Genomic DNA, 13,665 nt, shown 5'->3' with positions numbered 1-13,665 from the left:
AGATCCGAAATCGGCATCATCGCAGAGCCAATGATCCCAAACGCATGCTCAATACCATGCATCTGCAAAACCTTAACAAAGGCCTCTTCCGTCGTCATCTTCATAGGGGTGTTTCCTTATCTTCGGAACGCCAAAGCGTTGGTAAATTACAGTATTTCGTCTCGGAGGTAATAGCCGACGTAGGCTATACGCTGACCCAGGCGGCGGAAGGGTGTCAGGATGCCATGGCTGGGCAGCGGGGACGTGAAGATCGGCAGGGCAAAGGCCTTGTCTTTCTTGCCCGCAATCAGCTGTGCCATACGACGCCCGGCCTGAGCCGAGTACATCACGCCGTTGCCACCATATCCCATCGCGTAGAACACGCGCTGTTCCGGGTCCGGCTGGAAGATACGCGGCATCATATCGTGGCTGACATCGACCCAGCCCCACCACGAAAAGTCGAGGTTGATATCCGTCAGCGCCGGGAACTTTCGGGCGAGACCCTTTTTCAGAAGCTCCAGATGTCTTTCGTTCTCGGCGTCCCGCCCCGTTACCGCGCTGCGGCTGCCGATCTGCATCCGGTTGTCGGGCAACAAACGATAGTAATGGCGCAAGGTGCGGGTGTCCGTCAGGGGTGATTTGGTCTGAATGCCACACTCATCCAGTTCGGCCTGGGTCAGCGGCCGTGTCACCATCGAGTTGGACAGGATGGGCATCAGTCGGTGCTTTGTGCGCGTGTTCAAACCCGGTGGGGTATAGCCCGCGGTTGCCAGGGCCACCGTTTTGGCGCGGACTATGCCGCCCGGTGTGCGCAAATGATGCACGCCGTTCTTCGTCTGCCATCCCATGACTGGGCTGCCGGTGTGAATTTTCACCCCCAGACGGCGTGCCATGTTGACATATCCGAACGCCAGTTTACCCGCATGGATACAGGTCCCGTCAGGTTCCCACATGGCACCTGCGGCCTCCATATCGCGCACGTGCTTTTCATGCAGCTCTTCCCGAGAGAGGATGCGCGAGCCATAGCCGAACACATCGTTGAGCAGCTTGCTCTCTTTCTTGAGGGACGGCATGACCTTGTCGCGATGCGCGATGTAGTAGTGGCCACCCGGCTGGGGGTCGCAATCGATATCGTCGGTCGCAATCAGATCGTTGAACAGCTGAAACGCTTCTGTGACCTCGGCATGCATGCGCTTGGCCACGTCCGTTCCCCACCGTTCGATCCATTGCGACCGCTTGAGCCGCCCGGATGAGATCTGGGCCTGCCCGCCGTTGCGGGTGGAGCAGCCCCAGGAGACGGTATTTGCTTCTAAAACAACGGCTTGAATGCCATGTTCCTTGGCAAGATGGATGGCGGTGGACAGGCCGGTATACCCCGATCCGATCACCACCACATCTGCATCCATATCGCTGGACACAGGTCCATCATCGGCCGGAGGTGTTCCGGCCGTTCCAATCCAATATGTGGGCGCGTGGTCGCGATTGTGACCCGGACCCGCATCAATGATCGGGTCATATTTCGGGTCATAGCTGGCCTTGGGCCAGTGACGCGGGATGCTGTTATCCACCATTCTTGTTTTTCTCCGAGGCTGCGCGCAGGGCGGCGGATCAGGCTTTGAACATTGGGCGCGTTTTGCGAAGCGCCTGTTTTACAACGATTTTACCGTCACGAACGGTGAACAGATCCGCACCTTCAGCTTCGATCCGCATACCGTTTGCATCGGTTCCCGAGAAGGTCCACTCGGACACCGCACGATCACCGTGGACAAAATGGCTGTGATGATCCCAATGGGCGTCTTTCATGCCTGCCCAGACGCCCGAAAACGCAGCGGCGATGGCTTCGGCACCTTCAACCTTGTTGCCGTATTTTTCGTCACCGGCCACGGTGTAGAACACGCAGTCGTCGGCGAAGTGGGTCATCACGCCGTCGATGTCGTGGCGGTTAAACGCGTCAAACGTATCCGCCAGGTCCTGCGCGGTCAGGGTTTTGTTCATTTTGTACTTCCTTGTCAGTGGGGTTGTTACATTTCGTCCGGGTTCGGAACGATCAGTGTCGGGATCCTGGAGCGCCGCAAAACGCGTTTTGCGACCGTTCCCAGGAAGGTGTGCGAAAAGCCGTGATCATGCGCGCCCAATACGATCAGGTCGCAACCCAGTTCGACCGAGCGGCGCAGGATTACTTCTGCGGGATGGCCGTCAGTCACCTCGACCGAGGTGACCTGATCGCGAATTTTCCCGTCGTCGCCGTCGAACTGCGCCCAGAACTTGGCTTGCCGTTCGGCCAGAACCCTGCGCACCATCTCGTGACGACGCTCAATCGCGGTCTTGCGGGTCTCTTCGTTCATGATGAATATTTCCATCGTGATCTTGGCGTCTTCCGACAGGGGTTCGTTCACATGCAGCACGTGAATTTCCGCCCCGGTGGCCTGCGCGATGCTGGCGGCATGGCGCATGGCGTGACCCGAGTTTTCGGACAGGTCGGTGGCAAACAGGATGTTGGTGACCATCTGTTTCATGTCGTCATCCTTTCAGATCAGTAGCCAAACAGCCGTGGAAGCCACAGCGACAGTTCAGGGAAGAAGGCGATGATGAAGATCGCGATCGTGTTGGCGGCCGCAAAGGGCAGCGCGCGCAGCGAGATCTGTTCGATCGAGATGTTCGAGATACCGGATGCGATGAACAGGTTCTCACCCAGCGGCGGGGTCTGGAACCCGATGCCCAGCGTACAGACCATCACCACGCCAAAATGGATCGGGTCAATACCCACCGAATAGGCCACCGGCAGCATCACCGGAACAAGGATCAGGATGGTGGCCAGTGTTTCCATGAACATGCCGACGAACAGCAGGAAGAAGATGATCAGCGCCCAGATCACATAGAGGTTTTCGGTAAAGCTGAGCATCCCTTCTGCGATGATTGCCGGGATCTGGTTTTCTACCAGCAGACGACCAAACACCGTTGCTGTGAACAGGATCAGCAGAACGCGGCCGGTTAGCCATGTGGTGGCTTCAAGCGACTGGAACAGCGACTGCCAGGTCAGTTCGCGATAGATGACAACACCCACGAACAGGGTGTAGAAGATCGCGACGATTGCAGCCTCGGTCGGGGTGAAAAAGCCGGTATAGATACCGCCCAGGATCACCAGCGGAGCCATCAGCGACCAGAACCCGCGATACATCTCGCACCCGACATTGCGGATCGACCAGCCCTCGGCGACACCTTTGTAGCCACGCTTTTTCGACATGAAATAGTTCAGGATCAGCAGGCTTGTGGCGATCAGGAAGGCGGGTACGAACCCGGCAATGAACAGTTTCGAAATCGAAACCGACTGGAAGGTGCCGAATTTCTCGACCGCTTCGGGCGGCGGGGCCATACCGAGCGCGGCAATGCCGAAGATCACCATCGGGATGGAGGGAGGAATAATAATCCCGAGGCCGCCAGAGGACGCAGTGATCGCCGAGGCATAGCCGCGCTCATAGCCGCGGTCGATCATTGCCGGGATCATCAGCATCCCAACAGCCGCGGTTGTTGCCGGGCCCGAGCCCGAGATGGCACCAAAGAACAGACAGGCCATGACCGTTGCCGCCGAAATACCACCGGTGAAGGGACCGGCCAGACTTTCGGCAACATTGATCAGGCGTTTTGAGATACCGGCGGCCTCCATCAGGGCCCCGGCAAGGATAAAGGCTGGCAGCGCCATCAGCGGGAACGAGCCCACGGATGTAAAGGCGATCTGCACGAATTTGATCGGATTGTCGCCCAGATAGAGAAACGAGATCAGCGACGCGACACCCAGCGCCACCGTGATCGGCGCGCCAATGAGCAGCAAGAACAGAAATGATCCAAACAGGACCGTGACGATTTCGGATTCCATGGTTACCCCTCCCGGTCTCAGTGGTCTTTGGCCGCTTCGGCAGCGGCCTTGATCTCGTCCAGATCGATCTGGTCGGGATCGTGAATGTCCTCGCCTTTGACAAGGCGGCGGTAATTCACCTGAATGATGCGGAAGGTCATCAGCGCAAATGCGATGGGCAGCACCATGTAGATATACTTCATCTCGATGCCCAGTGTCTGGGATTTCCAGAACTTGTTCATCTTGTTGAAAACAAAGTCTGTCGCCAGATAGAGGAAGTAGACATTGAAGAAGAGCCAGAAGAGGTCGGCAAAGGCTTCGACATATTTGATCGACCCGTCAGGCAGGAATTTGAACTGGAACGTCACGCGGTTATGCGCCCCTTTCAGGGCGGCGTAACTTGCACCGAAATAGACGAACCATACGAACATGTAGACCGAGAGTTCTTCGATCCAGCTGACCGAGAAGCCGAAGACTTCGCGCGCGATGATCTGCACGAACAAAAGGCAGACAAAGCCGGATAAGAGTATCCGGCAGATGACACTTTCTATGTTGTCCAGAAATTTCCAGAACATGTGGTTTCACTCCTCCCTGAGATGAGAAGAGCGCCGTGGCGCTCTTCCCGGTATCGCTCTGCGGCGATTATGGCTGCACCGGCTCGCGGCCGATGGCTTCAAGAACGGTGTTCAATTTTTCGACGCCACCGATGGAGTCGTAGAACTGGGGCCATACGGCGCTTGTCGCCAGTTCGATGAACTCGGCTTCGTCGTTTTCGGGATCGATGATCTCCATGCCTTTGGCGGTCAGCTCTTCCTTGATGGCGGCCTCGGAATCCCGCAGGAACTGAGCGGATGCCAGGGTGGCTTCCTGTCCTGCTTCAAGGAGAATTGCCTGATCTTCTGCGGACAGGTCCTGGAAGACAGCTTCTGAAACGATCAGCGGTTCAATCGAGAAGATGTAACGCAGGTTGGTGACGTGGTCCTGAACCTCGTAGAACTTCATCGCGTTGATGGTCAGGTAAGGGTTGTCCTGCCCGTCGACCACCTTGGTTTGCAGACCGGTGAAGGTTTCCGACCAGGCCATCGGCGTCGGGTTGATACCCCATGCCTTGTAGGTTTCGATCATGATCTCGTTCTTGGGAACGCGGATGACCAGATCCTGAAGGTCAGCAACCGATTTGACCGGTTTTTTCGAGTTGGTCAGGCGGCGGAAACCGGTATAGGTCCAGCCGATGATGCGCACGCCGGCATCACGGATGGTGTTTTCGACCAGTTCCTGACCGATTGGGCCCTGGGTCAGCTTTTCGGCATCTTCAAGGCTGAGGATCACGTAAGGCAGCGTGAAAACACCGACCGAAGGCGAGAACGGCGTGATGTTGTTGATCGCCAGCAGAGACATATCCAGCGTGCCGATCGCCGCCTCGTTCACGGTGTCCTGTTCGGACCCCAGCTGACCGTTCAGAAACAGCGTTGCGGTATGTGCACCGCCCGACTTCTCTTCCAGCGCCTTGACGAAGGCGATGCCCAGAGCTTCCTGTGCGCTTCCTGCGCTATCGCCCACTGCGATCTTGAAGTTCTTCGCATCAGCCGTGCCCGCAACCATCAGTGCAGCAACGGAAACGGCGGCGCTGATGGTGCCAAGCTTTTTGATAAATGACATGGATGTCCTCCCATTTGTCGTGTTTCGAGGTGCGCGATGGCCTGGGGAGAAGGTGGCCAGTCCGATTCTGCCTCGGCCACAAGAGGCTATCTTGCCAACATGGTTTCGTCGTTGTTAATATTTGCGCGAAAGGTTTCACAAATGTCGAACTTTTAATATGAGGCAGAACCCACTGGCCACCCGCATCGGGGATACGGACATCCGCCTTCTTCGGGTTTTCAAAACCGTTGCGGAAAGCGGCGGGTTTTCAGCGGCGGAAAATGAGCTCAACATCGGGAAATCAACAATCTCGAAACACATATCGGATCTGGAGCTTCGGCTGGATTTGAAGCTGTGCAACCGTGGCCCGGCGGGTTTTTCCCTGACTGAAGACGGCGAGAAAGTGCTGGCCGCGACAGAAGACCTGCTGATTTCGGTTTCTCAGTTCAGAACCGAAGTCAACGAGATCAAGCAGCAACTGGCAGGAAGTATCCGCGTGGCGCTGTTCGATCAGTGTACCACGAACCCCGAAGCGCGCCTTGCCCGCGCCATTCACAGGTTCAACGAAGCCGCCCCTGCCATCCAGATCGAGTTGTCAATCGAACCGCCCAACGTCATTGAGACCATGGTTATCAGCGGGCAGCTGGATGTCGGGATCATCGCCCTGCACCGCCCCTCGGCAAGCCTGCATTATGCGCCGCTTTATGGGGAAAACATGTTTCTGTATTGCGGGCAGGACAATCCGTTGTTCAGCCAGTCCGCTGACACGCTGAGTTTGCGGGACATTCAGGCGTACAACTATGCGGGTCTGAACGTGAATTCGCCCAACCTGATCTATGGCCAGCAACTGGGGTTTCGGCGCGCCGCCAAAGTGCAGAACGAGCAGGCCCTTGCAACACTTATTCTGTCAGGCAGCTATCTGGGCTTTCTTCCGGACCATCTGGCGCAGGAATTTGTTGATAAGGGGCTTATGAGGCAGGTGATGCCGCAGGACATCAAATACAGAACGCGCTTTGCGGCGGTGACACGGAAACAGCCGGATCCGACGCGCGCGGCCAAGCTGTTTCTGGAAACCCTGCTGAGCGTCCATTCCGAGGCACCCTGAGCCCGGCCCGGACGCCTGTTTGCGCGAGGGCACTCCGTTTAATAACCGATGACATGCGCCAGCCGGGGGCGCGCGGCCCCGCTTGTCCTGTCCACTACGGCGAAAGGCATGAGGAAATCGGGTCGAAAACGTCCGATTGAAAACAAATTTGACTTGGCAATTCCAGTTTGATTTCAATCGGCAAAGACCCTCACCTCTTGCCCCCAGTCAACCGGAGAGCCGCATGTCATCCGACCCTGTTGCCGCCTTGCGCACTCAAACCGATCACGAGGCGCTATCATGAGCCGCGATGCCTTGCTGCAACCTTATCAGCTAAAGCACCTGACGCTGAAGAACCGGATCATGACGACCAGTCACGAACCCGCCTATCCCGAAGATGGGATGCCGACGGAACGCTATCGTGCCTATCACGAGGTACGGGCCAAAGCGGGGGTTGCGATGACCATGACGGCGGGGTCGGCCGTTGTCAGCCGCGACAGCCCGCCTGCGTTCAACAATATCCTGGCGTACAAGGACGAGGTGGTCCGCTGGATGGCGGAGCTGACGGATGCCTGCCATGCCCATGGCTGTGCGGTGATGATCCAGCTGACCCATCTGGGGCGGCGCACGGGCTGGAACAAGGGTGACTGGCTGCCGTCCCTGTCGCCGTCGCACGACCGGGAACCGGCACACCGGGCCTTTGCCAAGAAGATGGAAGATTTCGACATTGCGCGGATCGTATCCGATTACGCCGATGCTGCCGAACGGATGCAGGCCGCCGGGCTGGATGGAATTGAATTGCAGGCCTACGGCCATCTGATCGATCAGTTCTGGTCGCCGATGACCAATCGGATGGATGCGCCTTTTGGGGGCAATCTGGACAACCGGTTGCGCTTTGGCTTCATGGTTCTGGATGCAATCCGCGACCGCGTCGGGCGCGATTTCATCATAGGGGTCCGTTATACCGCCGATGAGGTGGAAAAGGGCGGCATCACCGAAGCGGAAGGGTTGGAGATTGCCCGAAGGCTGCGCGACAGTGGTCAGGTCGATTTCCTGAACATCATTCGCGGGCGTATTCATACCGACCCGGCCATGACGGATGTGATCCCGGTTCAGGGAATGAAAAGCGCACCCCATCTGGATTTTGCCGGGCGGGTGCGGGCCGAGGTAGGGATGCCGACCTTTCACGCCGCGCGCATTCCCGATGTGGCAACGGCGCGGCATGCGGTGGCCTCGGGCCTGCTGGACATGGTCGGCATGACGCGCGCGCATATGGCCGACCCGATGATCGTTGCCAAAATCCGGGCCGGACGGGAAGAGGATATCCGGCCTTGCGTTGGCGCCACCTACTGCCTTGACCGCATTTATCAGGCGGGTGAGGCGCTGTGCATCCACAACCCGGCCACCGGGCGCGAATTGTCGATGCCGCATGTGATCCCCGCCGCTGAAACGCGCCGCCGCGCGGTGATTGTGGGCGCAGGCCCCGGCGGGCTTGAGGCGGCGCGGGTTGCGGCCGAGCGCGGGCATGACGTCACGGTTCTTGAGGCCGCGCCTGAGCCCGGCGGTCAGGTGCGGCTGACCGCGCAATCCCGACGTCGGGCCGAGATGATCGGGATCATCGACTGGCGCATGGCCCAATGCGCGGCGCGCGACGTGACATTTCGGTTCAACACCTTTGCGGACGCCGATGCTGTAACCGCGCTTGCGCCGGACATGGTGGTGATCGCAACCGGCGGGTTGCCCGAGGTGACGGTTCTGGAAACGGGTAACGATCTGGCGATTACTGCCTGGGATATCCTGACCGGCGATGTGCGCCCCGGCGACAATGTCCTTATCTATGACGATGCGGGGGATCACCCGGCCCTGATGGCGGCTGAGGCTATCGCGCAGGCAGGGGGGCGGGTAGAAATCATGACCCGCGACCGCAGTTTTGCCCCCGAAATCATGGGGATGAACCTGGTGCCCTACATGCGGGCCCTGCAAAAGACCGGGGCCGTGTTCACAGTCGCCCGGACGCTGAAATCACTGGTGCGATCAGGCAACCAGCTGGAGGCAGCCATTGGAACGGATTACTCGGACCTGACAGAAAAGCGCCTGTATGATCAGGTGGTTGTCAATCAGGGTGTTTTACCACTGGATGATCTGTACTTCGATCTGAAACCGCTGTCGCGCAACCTGGGCGCCGTGGATTATGAAGCACTGGTCGGCGGGTCCGGCCCCGTGTTTCCGCAATCCGTCCCAGAGGCGGGGTTTGATCTGTACCGGATCGGCGATGCCGTTTCATCACGCAACACGCATGCCGCCATTTATGATGCGCTGCGCTTGGGGCTTCGGTGGTGAGATCATTGAAGCACACCACAAGCAGCCTTTCACCTGACAGTCAGTCAAAGGACCGGACATGAGCAACACAGAGGTCATCGAAACCGTTTGGATCCCCATGCCGGACGGCGCAAGGCTTGCGGCACGGCTTTGGCTGCCCCGCTCGGCCCGAACGACGCCTGTTCCCTGTGTTCTGGAATACATTCCCTATCGCCGCCGGGATCGCACCCGGATGCGGGATGAAAGCATGCATCCGCATTTCGCCGCAGCAGGCTATGCGTCGATCCGGGTGGATATCCGCGGTTATGGTGACAGCGACGGGATCCCCGAGGATGAGTATTCGCATCAGGAGATTCAGGATGGGCACGACATCATCCAGTGGATTGCAGCTCAGGACTGGTGCGACGGAAATGTCGGAATGTTCGGAAAAAGCTGGGGGGCGTATAACGCCTTTCAGGTGGCCGCGACCCGCCCACCAGCGCTGAAGGCGATTGCGCCGGTGATGGGAACGGATGACCGCTGGCGCGAGGATATTCACTTTTACGGCGGCTGTCTGGCCAATGACAATTTCTGGTGGGGCTCGATCATGCAGCTGTACAATGCCATGCCGCCCGACCCCGAGATCGTGGGCGCGGATCGCTGGATCGACATGTGGCGCGCACGGTTGGAGGGGGTCGAATTCTGGCCCGCCATGTGGCTGGAACATCAGACCCATGACGACATGTGGCGGCGCGGCTCGATCTGCGAAAACTACGCGGATGTCGATGTGCCGGTGTATTTCTTTGGCGGATGGATGGACCTGTATCGCGACACTCCTTTCCGCATCGCGGAACACCTGAGCGGGCCGGTCAAGATCCTGATGGGCCCCTGGGCGCATCTGTACCCGCAAGAAGGGGTGCCGGGGCCCCGGGTCGATTTCGTCGGCGAGGTGATCCGGTTCTGGGACCATTGGCTGAAGGGGATCGACACGGGCCTGATGGACGAGCCGCCCTTGCGGTTTTTCCTGCAGGACAGTGCCGCCCCGTCCGGTACACATGTGCACCGCGACGGGCGGTGGATCGAGGAGCCAAGCTGGCCATCGCCACATGTCAAGGACCAGCCCTTGTGGCTGAATGACGGAACGCTGGACGCCTCCGCCGGGTCGGGCGGGGAGATGTCGGTTTGTTCGCCGCAGAATTTCGGGGCCGCAGCGGGCGACATGTGTTCCTTTGCAATACCCGGAGATATGGCGGCAGATTGCCGGATCGAAGCCGCAGGGGCGCTGCAATTCAAAGCAGAGCCACTTGGAGAGCCGATCGATATTCTGGGCCAGCCCTCGGTAGACCTGACAGTTTCTGCCGATCGGGCGCAGGGTTTTGTTGCGGCCTTGCTGGTGGATGAGGCCCCGGATGGCGCGCAGACATTGATTGCACGCGGGTTCTGCAATCTGACCCACCGGATCAGCGACACTGAACCGACACCGATCACACCCGGCGAAGACATGCACGTGACTGTCCCGCTTTATGGAACCGGTTATCGGGTGTTGGCGGGTCATCGCATCGTTCTGCAAATCGCGTCCGCCTATTGGCCGGTCCTGTGGCCAGCGCCCGAGCCGGTTACGCTGACGATCCGGCCCGGCACATCGCGGCTGATCCTGCCCGTGCGCAGCCAGCGAGATGACACGCCAGCCCCACGCCCTCTGCCAGAACCTCGGGGTCCCGACGTCGCCCCGCGGAAGACGAACGTTCGCTCCGGTTCGATGGAGCGTTCGGTCCACACCGATCTGACCAATGGCGAGGTGACACACAGGTATTTCCTTGACGGGGGTGTCTTTGGGCCGGTGGGCGATATTCGCCTCGACGATATCGGCACGGTGCTGAGCGATATGTCGGATCGACGCTATACCATCCAGCCGGATGATCCGTTGTCGGCAGTGGCCACAATGGAGCAAACCGCCGGTTTCGACCGCGAGGGGTGGTCCGCCAAGATCTGGACCTGTTCCGAACAAAGGGCGACTGCGACCGAATTTCACCTGACCGCTCGCCTAAAGGCGTGGTCGGGTGACGACCTGATCTTTGAGGAAGAACAGTCTTTTGTCATCCCCCGCAACGGGATGTAGGCGCAGAATGGTTTACAGACCTGCCGTCTTGTGATGCGTGGGCTGGTGTTCCCCTCGCGGGATCGAAATTGTTCAGGGCTCTCATCCGGGGGCAACGTGCATCAATCGGAACCTATCTTTGAGCGGGATTGCAAAACCCTGTAGCAATGGCACAAGGAAGAAGGATGCCTGCCTGCGGCCATAACGACCATACGACGATGCTGCTGGGCGCGGACGATGATAGATGAGGGCCCCCTGCACGCGGACGATTATGATTTCAACGACGCGCTGCTGCCATTGAGGGCAAACCTGTGGGCGAACTGGTGCGGCAACGTCTGCCAGTTCCCACCTGAATGCGCGGGTCGATCCTTGGATTTTCCGGGTCGCCCGCTCAGGTCGCCTCAAACATTCGCCCACGGATGCCGGACTTTTCCAGAATGATCAGCGTGCAGCTTCGGTGGACACGCGTGCCGAACCCGACCATTCAGCACCGGATGCGCCGGTCAGGAACCCATCGCTTAGCCTTATACCGGGATCGGCGGCGCGCAGCGCATGTTCCAGATCGCCCCTGCCAAGCTGACCATCCAGCCGCTGTCGGTAGAGGGCACACAGCCTTGGGAACCCCTGAGATTGCGGCGACAGGCGCAGGGCCGAGACGCCCGCGCTTTGCAGCAACTCGATCTGGTGATCCGTGCAGGCATAGCTGTCTGACAGGGTCTGCACACCGTTCATGGCCATGAACGGCTGTCCATCGCCGGTCAGCACTTCCAGCCCGTCGGGATCGTTTTCGCAGGCAAACTGGCAATTATCCTTGCTGCGCCCATGCAGGCGCGCGTGGTAACACCGGCCGGAGATGGCCAGCGGCAGGCGACCGTGGCCCCAAACCTCGACCGCGACACCCAAACTGGCGGCGGCTTGTGCCAGAACCCTGACCGAGGCGATTGGCAGTTCCGGCGGCAGGCATATGCGACGCGCCCCGCGTGACGCCAGCCATGCCAATGTGCCTTCGTTATAGACATTGATCAGCGGTCCGACATCGAAATCGGTGTTTTCGGGCAAATGCGCCAGCGCGGTCAGATCGTTGATCTCGACCGTGACCCCCAGATCCGCCAGATCGGCGGTCAGCTTGCGTTCACGCCTGAGCGTCACCAGTGCAAGACTGGTCAGCGCAACCTGTTTGCCAGCCTCAACCAGCCGGGCAATCGCGTCGGGGATCCGGTCCTGATAGAACGGCAGGCGCTTGGAGCAAACCAGCTCACCCAGCACGATGCGGTCGACGGGGGCATGGGCCAGATCCTCATAAAAAGACATCCAGTTCTCGACGGGCCAGAAAAACTGGTTGGGGCCAACGGTCAGTTCCATCGCGCTATCTCCAGGTCTTTTTGTAGGCGCCGGTTGTCATGGCCTGCCCTTCGGACAAACGGGCCAGCATCCCCTCGGGCAGAGGGCGTCCGGCCTCAAGCGCGTCGACAGCGGCACGGAAGTTCCGAACCACCTGCGCAACGTAGGATTTCGAGCGCTGGCGCCCTTCGATTTTCAGCGCGGTAACGTCGGCCTTCTGCAATTGCGGGATCAGCCGTTCCGCATTCAGGCTGACGGGGTCTTCGAACAAATGGCCCGTCTTTTCACCTGCGGAAAAGCACCCTTTGCACAATGTCGGATAGGGTGCAGGCTGATTTCGTTCGACCCGGTGGATCAGGTAGCCACCTAGGCGCGTGTTCAACGCGCCCTGATCGTTCTGGTATTCGACATGGCTGGCGGGCGAACAGACGCCGTTCATGTTCGGAGACAGCCCGGTGGCATAAGAGGACAGCGAACAACGGCCTTCGGCCATCACACAGAGCCCGCCGAACACAAAAACCTCGGTCTCGACTTCTGTTTCGGCGTTGATGGCGGCGATTTCGGGAACCGACAGCACGCGCGGCAGGACCACACGTTTGACGCCGAAGGTTTCGGCATAGAAGTTGATCACATCGGCATTGGCGGCTGCGGCCTGCACGGACAGGTGCCTGCGCAGCCCCGGATGGTTGCGCGCGGCATAATCCAGCAACCCTATATCGGCGAGGATCACGGCATCCGCGCCGCAGGTTTCCGCATCGGCCACGGCGCGGTGCCAGATTGCTTCGCTGCCCGCGCGGGGAAACGTGTTGATCGCAACCAGCACCCTGGCCCCGTGGTCATGGGCAAAGGCAACGCCCGCGCGCATTTCGGCCCGGTCGAAGTTCAGACCGGGAAAGTTGCGCGCATTGGTTTCATCATTGAAGCCGCAATAGACCGTATGCGCCCCGGCCTTGACGGCTGCGCGCAAAGCGGCGGGCGTTCCTGCCGGGCAGACGATTTCCATTACCATAGTACAGCGTCTTCGGGTCGGGTCAGGTACAGGCCGGTTCGACGTTCCACCAACGCGATGAGCTGCTTGAGCGGGCGCGCAAGCGGGCCGGAGAGGGTTGCGGCCTCGTGCGCGAGGTCCAGTTCCGCGTCGTCGATTGCATTGCGCAGGGCCAGCGCCGCAGCCGTATCGCCCTCGATCACCAGATCACGTGAGAAGAACAGCGCATCGCCATCAAACGCGCCGTGAACCAGCCCAAGAAGGGCCGCCAGAGGGCCGGAAATACGCGCAACCCCTGTCCCGCCGCGCCGGGTCAGTGTCACCTTTGGGGCACCGCCATTCGGATTCAGCAGCAGGACAACAGGCAAATCCGTCGGATCAAGAAC

At 59.5% G+C, this 13,665-nt stretch carries 12 protein-coding genes; 3 read left to right on the top strand and 9 right to left on the bottom strand.

Features of this window, described 5'->3' with window-relative positions; all coding sequences use genetic code 11:
- Positions 1–146: 146 nt before the first annotated feature.
- The 6 genes from AC2FND_RS17365 to AC2FND_RS17340 all read right to left on the bottom strand — a co-directional run bounded on the left by AC2FND_RS17365 (position 147) and on the right by AC2FND_RS17340 (position 5,491).
- Entirely contained in the window at positions 147–1,550 is a 1,404-nt protein-coding gene (locus AC2FND_RS17365; protein ID WP_496771082.1) for an NAD(P)/FAD-dependent oxidoreductase, read from the bottom strand.
- A 37-nt stretch (positions 1,551–1,587) separates the two neighbouring features.
- Positions 1,588–1,974: a nuclear transport factor 2 family protein gene (locus AC2FND_RS17360; protein WP_209507924.1), complete on the bottom strand. Its 387-nt coding sequence runs from the start codon at positions 1,972–1,974 to the stop codon at positions 1,588–1,590.
- Between the two features lie 26 nt (positions 1,975–2,000).
- The gene (locus tag AC2FND_RS17355; RefSeq protein ID WP_209599382.1) at positions 2,001–2,495 is read right to left on the bottom strand and encodes a universal stress protein; all 495 of its coding nucleotides are present in this window, start codon (positions 2,493–2,495) and stop codon (positions 2,001–2,003) included.
- A gap of 17 nt (positions 2,496–2,512) precedes the next feature.
- Complete coding sequence (locus AC2FND_RS17350; protein WP_209599381.1) at positions 2,513–3,853, bottom strand: TRAP transporter large permease; 1,341 nt, start codon at positions 3,851–3,853, stop codon at positions 2,513–2,515.
- Between the two features lie 17 nt (positions 3,854–3,870).
- Positions 3,871–4,407 (bottom strand): TRAP transporter small permease, encoded by a 537-nt coding sequence (locus AC2FND_RS17345; protein WP_480477503.1) that lies wholly within the window; start codon positions 4,405–4,407, stop codon positions 3,871–3,873.
- A 67-nt stretch (positions 4,408–4,474) separates the two neighbouring features.
- Positions 4,475–5,491: a TRAP transporter substrate-binding protein gene (locus AC2FND_RS17340; protein WP_496771081.1), complete on the bottom strand. Its 1,017-nt coding sequence runs from the start codon at positions 5,489–5,491 to the stop codon at positions 4,475–4,477.
- Between the two features lie 157 nt (positions 5,492–5,648).
- Here AC2FND_RS17340 and AC2FND_RS17335 point away from each other — a divergent pair, with 157 nt between their 5' ends.
- The 3 genes from AC2FND_RS17335 to AC2FND_RS17325 all read left to right on the top strand — a co-directional run bounded on the left by AC2FND_RS17335 (position 5,649) and on the right by AC2FND_RS17325 (position 10,971).
- Complete coding sequence (locus tag AC2FND_RS17335; RefSeq protein ID WP_496771080.1) at positions 5,649–6,575, top strand: LysR family transcriptional regulator; 927 nt, start codon at positions 5,649–5,651, stop codon at positions 6,573–6,575.
- A 279-nt stretch (positions 6,576–6,854) separates the two neighbouring features.
- On the top strand, positions 6,855–8,894 hold the full coding sequence (locus tag AC2FND_RS17330; RefSeq protein WP_496771079.1) for an oxidoreductase: 2,040 nt from the start codon (positions 6,855–6,857) through the stop codon (positions 8,892–8,894).
- Positions 8,895–8,952: 58 nt separating this feature from the next.
- Positions 8,953–10,971, top strand: a complete 2,019-nt coding sequence (locus AC2FND_RS17325; RefSeq protein WP_496771078.1) for a CocE/NonD family hydrolase — start codon at positions 8,953–8,955, stop codon at positions 10,969–10,971.
- Between the two features lie 420 nt (positions 10,972–11,391).
- Here the strand turns inward: AC2FND_RS17325 and ubiV are convergent, their stop codons facing one another.
- The 3 genes from ubiV to ubiT all read right to left on the bottom strand — a co-directional run.
- Positions 11,392–12,312 (bottom strand): ubiquinone anaerobic biosynthesis protein UbiV, encoded by a 921-nt coding sequence (ubiV, locus tag AC2FND_RS17320; protein WP_496771077.1) that lies wholly within the window; start codon positions 12,310–12,312, stop codon positions 11,392–11,394.
- 4 nt (positions 12,313–12,316) lie between these two features.
- On the bottom strand, positions 12,317–13,294 hold the full coding sequence (ubiU, locus tag AC2FND_RS17315; protein WP_496771083.1) for a ubiquinone anaerobic biosynthesis protein UbiU: 978 nt from the start codon (positions 13,292–13,294) through the stop codon (positions 12,317–12,319).
- Positions 13,294–13,665: ubiquinone anaerobic biosynthesis accessory factor UbiT (ubiT, locus tag AC2FND_RS17310; RefSeq protein ID WP_496771076.1), on the bottom strand; the 372-nt coding region annotated here is incomplete at its 5' end. The genes ubiU and ubiT, both read right to left, overlap by 1 nt.

The sequence above is a fragment of the Ruegeria sp. BHSB056 genome, assembly GCF_059613305.1.
This window is presented reverse-complemented; position numbering and strand designations above follow the sequence as displayed.

Bases quoted from the DNA above. Each gene is read 5' to 3' on its own strand.
- ubiU (WP_496771083.1), bottom strand. From the start codon at position 13,294: ATGGAAATCGTCTGCCCGGCAGGAACGCCCGCCGCTTTGCGCGCAGCC.
- AC2FND_RS17355 (WP_209599382.1), bottom strand. From the start codon at position 2,495: ATGAAACAGATGGTCACCAACATCCTGTTTGCCACCGACCTGTCCGAA.
- AC2FND_RS17330 (WP_496771079.1), top strand. From the start codon at position 6,855: ATGAGCCGCGATGCCTTGCTGCAACCTTATCAGCTAAAGCACCTGACG.
- AC2FND_RS17340 (WP_496771081.1), bottom strand. From the start codon at position 5,491: ATGTCATTTATCAAAAAGCTTGGCACCATCAGCGCCGCCGTTTCCGTT.
- AC2FND_RS17325 (WP_496771078.1), top strand. From the start codon at position 8,953: ATGAGCAACACAGAGGTCATCGAAACCGTTTGGATCCCCATGCCGGAC.
- AC2FND_RS17360 (WP_209507924.1), bottom strand. From the start codon at position 1,974: ATGAACAAAACCCTGACCGCGCAGGACCTGGCGGATACGTTTGACGCG.
- ubiV (WP_496771077.1), bottom strand. From the start codon at position 12,312: ATGGAACTGACCGTTGGCCCCAACCAGTTTTTCTGGCCCGTCGAGAAC.
- AC2FND_RS17350 (WP_209599381.1), bottom strand. From the start codon at position 3,853: ATGGAATCCGAAATCGTCACGGTCCTGTTTGGATCATTTCTGTTCTTG.
- AC2FND_RS17365 (WP_496771082.1), bottom strand. From the start codon at position 1,550: ATGGTGGATAACAGCATCCCGCGTCACTGGCCCAAGGCCAGCTATGAC.
- AC2FND_RS17335 (WP_496771080.1), top strand. From the start codon at position 5,649: ATGAGGCAGAACCCACTGGCCACCCGCATCGGGGATACGGACATCCGC.
- AC2FND_RS17345 (WP_480477503.1), bottom strand. From the start codon at position 4,407: ATGTTCTGGAAATTTCTGGACAACATAGAAAGTGTCATCTGCCGGATA.